We start from the raw sequence: 6,892 nt of genomic DNA, 5'->3' as shown, positions 1-6,892 counted from the left end.
CGACGGACGCCGCCGCCTGGGGCAAGAGCCTCGTGGCGCGCCAAACCGAGGGGCGCCTGGAGCTCGCGCTGACCGCCCTTTGAAGGAGGCACAGGATGAAGGTCGAGACGCAGCTACCGCTCGGCAAGCTGGATCCGGGGCTGCGCGGCGCGCCCAAGCTGGATCTGGCGTCGGTGCGCGACGGCGCCCGCGAGATCGAGGCGCTCGGGTTTGACGGGTTCGTGACGGGCGAGATCAAGACAGATCCGTTCATCCCGCTCGCGCTGGCGGCGACCACGACGGAGCGGATCGACCTGACCACGGCGGTGGCGATCGCGTTTCCGCGAAGCCCGACGATCACCGCGATGATGGCCTGGGACCTCCAGACGCTGTGCCGCGGGCGGTTCATCCTGGGTCTCGGCACCCAGGTCAAGGGGCACATCGAGCGGCGCTACGGCATCGGGTGGGCGCCGCCGGTCCCGCGCCTGCGCGAGTACATCCGCGCGCTCCGGGCGATTTGGGACTGCTGGCAGCGCGGGACCCCGCTCGACGTGCGCGGCACGTACTACAACCTCTCCGTCATGGTCCCGCTCTTCAACCCGGGACCGATCGAGCATCCGCACGTCCCGATCCACGCGGCCGCGATCAACAAGCACATCTGCCGGCTCGCAGGGGAAACCTGCGAAGGGATCCGGCCGCACCCGATCACGACGCGGAAGTTCATAACGGAGGTCATGCTGCCGCACGTCGAGGCGGGCGCCCGGAGCGCCGGGCGGACGCTCGAGGGCTTCGAGGTGGCGATCAGCCCGCTCGTCGCCGTCGGGGACGACGAGCGCGAGCGCGCGGACCGGTTGAGAGACGTCCGCGCCCGCATCGCCTTCTACGCTTCGACCCGCACGTACCGCGCGGTGTTCGAGACCCACGGGTGGGAAGGACTGGTCGAGGAGCTCCACGGGCTCTCGGTCCAGCAGCGGTGGGAGGAGATGCCCGGCCACGTCTCCGACGAGATGATCGAGGAGATCGCCATCGTCGGCAGCTGGGACGACGTCGCGCAGAAGATCCTCCGGCGCTACGGCGACTTCGCGACGCGGATCGAGTTCAGCCTCCCGGTCCGGAAGCCCGGCGACGCCGAGCGGCTTCGCCGCGTCATCGGAGAGCTGCAGGCGCCCACGCGCCGATGACGTCGGGCGGCGCTGCGCCGCTCCTCCGGCGTGTCACCCCCGCGACGGCGCGTTGTGCTAACATGCGCGGCACCCTTTCACATCATCGGAGGTCAACCATGAGGCAGCGCGTCACACCGTCACTGTGGATCCTGACCTGCTTCGCCATCATCGCGACGCTCGGACCGGCAGTCCGGGCCTCCGCCCAGGACAAGCCGCGCTCCGGGGGCGAGCTGGTCTTCGTGGTGGCCGCCGAGCCGCCGGGCTTCGACGGGCACCGGGAAGAGACGTTCGCGATGCTCCACCCGATCGGGCCCCACTACAACACCCTCCTGCGGGTGGATCCCTTCGACAAGACGGGCACGAAGTTCATCGGCGACCTGGCGGAGTCCTGGACCGTGTCCGCCGACAAGCGGACCTACACCTTCAAGGTGCGCCAGGGCGTGACGTTCCACGACGGCAGCGTGATGACGTCCCGGGACGTGAAGGCATCCTACGACAAGATCATCTTCCCGCCGGCTGGCGTCGTCTCGAGCCGCAAGGCCGCCTACAGGGCGGTGGAGGCCGTGGACGCGCCGACGTCCGACACCGTGGTGTTCCGGCTGAAGTGGCCGGAGGCGTCCATCATCGCCAACCTGTCCTCGCCGTGGAACTGGATCTACAAGGCCGACATCCTGGCCAAGGACATTCACTGGTACGAGAAGAACGTGATGGGGACCGGCCCGTTCAAGTTCGTGGAGTACGTGCGGGGCTCGCACTGGATCGGCAAGAAGAACCCGGACTACTGGGACAAGGGCAAGCCCTACCTCGACGGCTACCGCGCGGTCTTCATCCCGGACGCCGGGGCGCAGGTGGCGGCCATCCGCGGTGAACGCGCGATGATCCAGTTCCGCGGCTTCACCCCCGCGCAGCGCGACACGCTCGTGACGGCGCTCGGCAGCAAGATCACCGTCCAGGAGAGCACGTGGAACTGCTCGATCCAGGTGGCGATGAACCAGCAGAAGAAGCCGTTCGACGACAAGCGCGTGCGCCGGGCGCTCTCGCTCGCCCTCGACCGCTGGGAAGGCTCGAAGGCGCTCTCGCGGATCGCGGTCGTGAAGGATGTGGCCGGCATCCAGGTGCCGGGGACGCCGTGGGCCACGCCACCGGAGGAGCTTGGCAAGCTGGCGGGCTACGGCCGGGACATCAACGCCGCGCGCGTCGAGGCGCGGCGCCTGCTGAAAGAGGCCGGCGCCGAGAACTTGTCCTTCACGCTTCTGAACCGGGCCGTGCCACAGCCGTACGAGCCCGTGGGCGTCTGGCTCATCGATCAATGGCGCCAGATCGGCGTGACCGTCAAGCAGAACGTGCTCGAGTCGGCCGGGTGGCTGCAAGCGCAAAAGACGGGTGACTTCGAGGTCTCGACGAACGCCCCGTGCAATTCCATCGTCGAGCCCGACATGGACCTGCACTGGTACCTCACCACCTCGCCGGTGAACTTCAGCCGCCACAAGGACACGGTGATGGACGAGCTGTACCAGAAGCAGTCCCGCGCCATCGACCCGGAAGAGCGGCGGAAATACCTCCGGGCGTTCGAGAAGCGTCTGTACGACGAGGAAGTGCACTTCATCCACACGTTCCAGTGGAACCGGATCGTCCCGCACCTGTCCAAGGTGCGCGGCTGGACGATCACGCCGAGCCACTTCCTGAACTGCCAGCTTGACACGGTCTGGCTCAGCGAGTAGCCATATCGAATGATCCGCTTAGGATCGAGGCTACGCGCCGTCCGGAATTCGCCTACCGCGGCGGGGCCGAGGCGGAGTCGTCGTTGCGCGCGCGCGGCATGAGCGGGAGCGCGCTCCGCTCGCCGCTGGCGCGCTTTCGCGTGCTCGACCTGACGCGGGTGCGTGCCGGGCCGACCGCGGTGAAGCAGCTCTCGGACTGGGGGGCCTCGGTCATCAAGGTCGAGGGGCCGGGCGAAGACGACATGACCGGCGCCCGCGACGGGTCGGACTTCCAGAACCTGCACCGCAACAAGCGCTCCATTGTCCTCGACCTCAAGAGGCCGGTGGGGGTGGCGGTGCTGAAGCGCCTCGCCGAGCGCGCCGACGCGCTGGTGGAGAACTTCCGCCCCGACGTGAAGCACCGGTTGGGCATCGGTTACGACGATCTGCGGGCGGTCAACCCGCGCCTCGTCTACGCCTCGATCTCCGGCTTCGGCGAGGAGGGGCCCTACCGCGACCGGCCGGGTTTCGACCAGGTCGCCCAGGCCATGGGCGGGCTGATGTCGCTGAACGGGATGCCCGGCCAGGGGCCGATGCGCGCCGGCATCCCGGTCGCCGACCTGTGCTCCGGCCTGTTCGCCGCCATCGGCATCCTGATCGCCCTGCTGGACCGCGAGGCGACCGGCGAGGGGCAGTGGGTGCGGACATCGCTGTTGCAGGCGCAGATCGCGATGCTCGACTTCCAGGCGGTGACCTGGCTGGTAGACGGGAAGGTGCCGGGGCAGACCGGCAACGACCATCCCTACACGACGCCGATGGGCGTGTATCAGGCCGCCGATGGCGGCATCGTGATCGGCGCTTCGGGCGAGGGCCAGTACCGCAAGTTCTGCGAGGCGATGGGCGCGCCGGAACTGCTCTCCGACCCGCGCTTCGCAACCGCCGCGGCCAGGACGGAAAACCGGGCGGCCTTTACCGAGGCGCTGTCTGCCCTCACGCGCACGGCGCCGGCGGAGCACTGGGTGGCGCTGTTGAACGCAGCCGGCATCGCCTGTGGCCCTATCAATTCCATGGACCAGGTGTTCGCGGACCCGCAGGTGCGGGCCTCCGGCCTGGTGCAGTCCGTGACGCATCCGCGCCTGGGCGAGCTGAACCTGCTGGGCGCGCCGCTGACCTTCTCGGCGGCGACGGCACGCATCGAGTGTCCGGCGCCCGAGAAGGGCGAGCACACCGACGCGCTGCTGCGCGAAGCCGGCTACTGCGAGGCGGAGATCGAGGCACTCCGGCGAAGCGGCGTGGCGGCCTAGGCGCGCAACGAGGAATGGGAAGGAAAACAGCGACAGGGCATGCCGGGGTTCGCAGTCCTGCCAATCGGATGTTCCTGTGATGACCTCAGAGGCCCGGAAACACATCGGGCTGGCCGCGGCGGCCCAGGTGTTATCTTGCAGTGCCTCGCGGTATATCACGGCAACGGAACGAAGGCGTGGCCTGCAAGTTCGCGAAAACGCGGGTGCCGACGGAGCCCGGCCGGGCTCGTTCGTCGCGCTATACAGAACTACGCAGCCGGATATCGCAGTTCAAGATACTGAGCGTTGGACATCAACGGAGGAGCACGCATGACGCTCGAAGAGCATAAGGTGATTGTTCGACGGTTCTTCGAGGAAGCTTGGAATCAGCAGAACTTGAATGTGGTTGACGAGATCTTCGCTCCGACCGTGCTCTTCAACGGGCAGGTGGTCACTCGCGAGGCGCTCAAGCAGACTCTGGCCGGCCGCCGTGTCGCATTCCCGGACATCCAGGTTACTGTTGAGGATCAGGTCGCCGAAGGCGAGAAGGTGTCCACGCGCCGGACATGGCACGCCACCCACCGGGGCCCGTATCGCGGGGTTGCCCCGACGGGCAAGCAGGTGAAATGGACGCAGATCAGCATCGTCCGCTTCTCCGAGGGCCGGATCGTGGAAGATTGGACCGTTGCTGACGAGTTGAGCATTTTGCAGCAGTTGGGCGCGTTGCCCACATGAAGAGTGGCCGGGAAGGACGCGGCAGCGTCGATGTCCAACCCCGCAGTGCAGCAGCCGTCGGGCTCGCGCTGCTCGCCCGCCGCCGCTGACCGCAGCGTTAGGCAACAGATGCGATCGCGCTGAGATGCGCATTCCAAAGGCAGATGCCAAGAACATCGAACTCCTGAAGTTAATCGCACAGTTGCGTGACCATGTCGACATCCACCGGATCATCGGATTGAATCTTGGCGCGCTCCGCGAGTCCAAGATGAGTGCCGCGCTTCTTGGATATCTTCAGAAATCAGCGCACGAGGCTCTCGCGCTCTACATCTGCAAGATGTTTGAGTCGTCAACTCGCAACGAGTTGAACTCGATCCCCGGAATCATCGATTCGCTCCCCGTAACACCGTTGTCTGATGTGCAGAAACGAGACTTCGCCGCCTTTGGGAGAAAGTACGGAAACCACGTGCCGCCAACAGAGGCAAGGTCGTACCTCAGAGGGGCATTGGGATTGTTCGTTGGGATTCATTCCGAATCACTTGGCCGGCTCAAGCTGTTCAGGGATACCATTGACGCGCACAGTGATTCTAAGGCGGCGATCAGGGTCCTTCCATCACATGCGGAGTTCGAGACTCTCTTCAGCTTCGCCGATGACTTCTACGGGCTCGTCGCCTGGTCCATCCATAGTGCCGGTCCGGCAATGATTTCAAGAGCCGTTGGCCACGGTTTCATTCGGCTGATAGAGTTCCAAGGCGTAACGGGCCCGAGGTTCGACTTCGATGAAGAGAAGTGATCCGGCGGCCCGGCTGACAATAGGCTCCAGCGGCCCGGCTCACGCCTGCCGCTGAGCGCGCGTTAGGCAGACAGGGGGACGGAAAAGTGGCGGGTGACATTCCGAAACGAGTGAAACGTCTTCTCCGCGAGTACGCATCGGCCGCTCACGAGGAGGAGTTGCGTCGGGCTCTCCTACCGCTCGCCGAGGCCTTCAAGCGCTGGGAACACGGCGGCCTCGACAGCGGGGAGTTGAGCGATCTGATCCACCGATTCCATCAAGGCCCGGCGCGCGAACTCTTCCTGCGTTATAACGCCTCCAACCTGGTGGCGCCCGTGGCCTATGCGATCGCCGCGGGCATCGTGGATCGAACGGCGGTGCCTGGTGAACTCCTGGAGCACCTTACCGGGATGATCGAGTTCTACGAGAAGGAGTTGCCGACGTCATGAGGCGGCTGTCTAACCACGGATGACGGCACGTTCGGAGAGTTCCCGGCGCGTCGAGCAGGCGCAAGCACGTTTTGCCCAGGTCCCATTTGCGGAATGGCTGGGCGTCACCATCAGTGAAGTGGCGCATGACCGTGCCGTTCTCGTGCTGCCGTATCGTCCCGAACATCTGAACGTAGCCGGTGTCTTGAATGGCGGTGCGAGCGCCTCGCTGCTGACCATGGCCGGGGCGCTGGCGGCCTGGACCGGAGTGGATCTTGACGCGGACCCCCACCTGAGCTGTGTCGATTGCTCGGGCCAGTACCTCGCCGCGGCGGCCGAAGAGGATGTGGTGGCGGAGGCGCTGGTCCTGCGGCGAGGGCGCGGCCTGGTCTTCCTCGACGTCGCGCTGCGCTCCCAGGCCGGCAACCCGATCTGCCAGGGCCTGCTGAGCTACCAGACTTCCGATTACGCCGGGCAGACGCCGCGTCTGCGGGCTCAGCACGCCCTGCTGCCGGCTCCCACGCCGCTGATTCCCCCTGCTGGCCACCGCCTGTTTCACGGTTATGTGCGGAAGCTGGATATCACTCCGCTACACCAGAGCCCGGGTCGTGTGCGTCTGCACATGCCATGTACCGCCATGCACATGGACGAGCGCGGGCTGCTGCACGCGGGCGCCTTGGCATCGATCGTGGATATTGCGGCTGTCACCGCCTCGTTGTCGCTGGTGCCACGCCGGGAAGGCGCGCGCGGTTCGACCATCGGCATGCAGGTGAGTTATCCGAGCGGTACCGCGGCGGCCGTGGTGGCCGACGCCCACGTCCAGCAACGGTCGGAGGAATTGCTCTTCAGTACG

7 protein-coding genes are annotated in these 6,892 nt (G+C 66.3%); all 7 read left to right on the top strand.

What is annotated here, in order from left to right:
• Positions 1 to 95 precede the first annotated feature (95 nt).
• Positions 96 to 1,160, top strand: coding sequence for a TIGR03617 family F420-dependent LLM class oxidoreductase (locus Q7W02_04990; protein MDO8475545.1), 1,065 nt, complete (start codon positions 96 to 98; stop codon positions 1,158 to 1,160).
• 98 nt (positions 1,161 to 1,258) lie between these two features.
• Positions 1,259 to 2,863, top strand: a complete 1,605-nt coding sequence (locus Q7W02_04985) for an ABC transporter substrate-binding protein (GenBank protein MDO8475544.1) — start codon at positions 1,259 to 1,261, stop codon at positions 2,861 to 2,863.
• 98 nt (positions 2,864 to 2,961) lie between these two features.
• A complete protein-coding gene (locus Q7W02_04980) occupies positions 2,962 to 4,146 on the top strand; it encodes a CaiB/BaiF CoA-transferase family protein (GenBank protein MDO8475543.1) in 1,185 nt (394 codons plus the stop codon).
• A gap of 309 nt (positions 4,147 to 4,455) precedes the next feature.
• On the top strand, positions 4,456 to 4,860 hold the full coding sequence (locus Q7W02_04975; GenBank protein MDO8475542.1) for an ester cyclase: 405 nt from the start codon (positions 4,456 to 4,458) through the stop codon (positions 4,858 to 4,860).
• A gap of 124 nt (positions 4,861 to 4,984) precedes the next feature.
• Entirely contained in the window at positions 4,985 to 5,632 is a 648-nt protein-coding gene (locus Q7W02_04970) for a hypothetical protein (protein ID MDO8475541.1), read from the top strand.
• Between the two features lie 86 nt (positions 5,633 to 5,718).
• Positions 5,719 to 6,060, top strand: a complete 342-nt coding sequence (locus Q7W02_04965; GenBank protein MDO8475540.1) for a hypothetical protein — start codon at positions 5,719 to 5,721, stop codon at positions 6,058 to 6,060.
• A gap of 19 nt (positions 6,061 to 6,079) precedes the next feature.
• Positions 6,080 to 6,892 (top strand): hotdog fold thioesterase (locus tag Q7W02_04960; protein ID MDO8475539.1); only part of this gene is annotated, 813 nt, incomplete at its 3' end.

It is taken from the genome of Candidatus Rokuibacteriota bacterium, assembly GCA_030647435.1.
Taxonomy (GTDB): domain Bacteria; phylum Methylomirabilota; class Methylomirabilia; order Rokubacteriales; family CSP1-6; genus AR37.
The sequence above is the reverse complement of the archived record's forward strand: the minus strand, read 5'-3'. Positions and strand labels throughout refer to the sequence as shown.

Excerpts from the sequence above, each read along its gene's own strand:
- Q7W02_04990 (MDO8475545.1), top strand. The coding sequence starts at position 96 with ATGAAGGTCGAGACGCAGCTACCGCTCGGCAAGCTGGATCCGGGGCTG.
- Q7W02_04985 (MDO8475544.1), top strand. The coding sequence starts at position 1,259 with ATGAGGCAGCGCGTCACACCGTCACTGTGGATCCTGACCTGCTTCGCC.
- Q7W02_04980 (MDO8475543.1), top strand. The coding sequence starts at position 2,962 with ATGAGCGGGAGCGCGCTCCGCTCGCCGCTGGCGCGCTTTCGCGTGCTC.
- Q7W02_04975 (MDO8475542.1), top strand. The coding sequence starts at position 4,456 with ATGACGCTCGAAGAGCATAAGGTGATTGTTCGACGGTTCTTCGAGGAA.
- Q7W02_04970 (MDO8475541.1), top strand. The coding sequence starts at position 4,985 with ATGCGCATTCCAAAGGCAGATGCCAAGAACATCGAACTCCTGAAGTTA.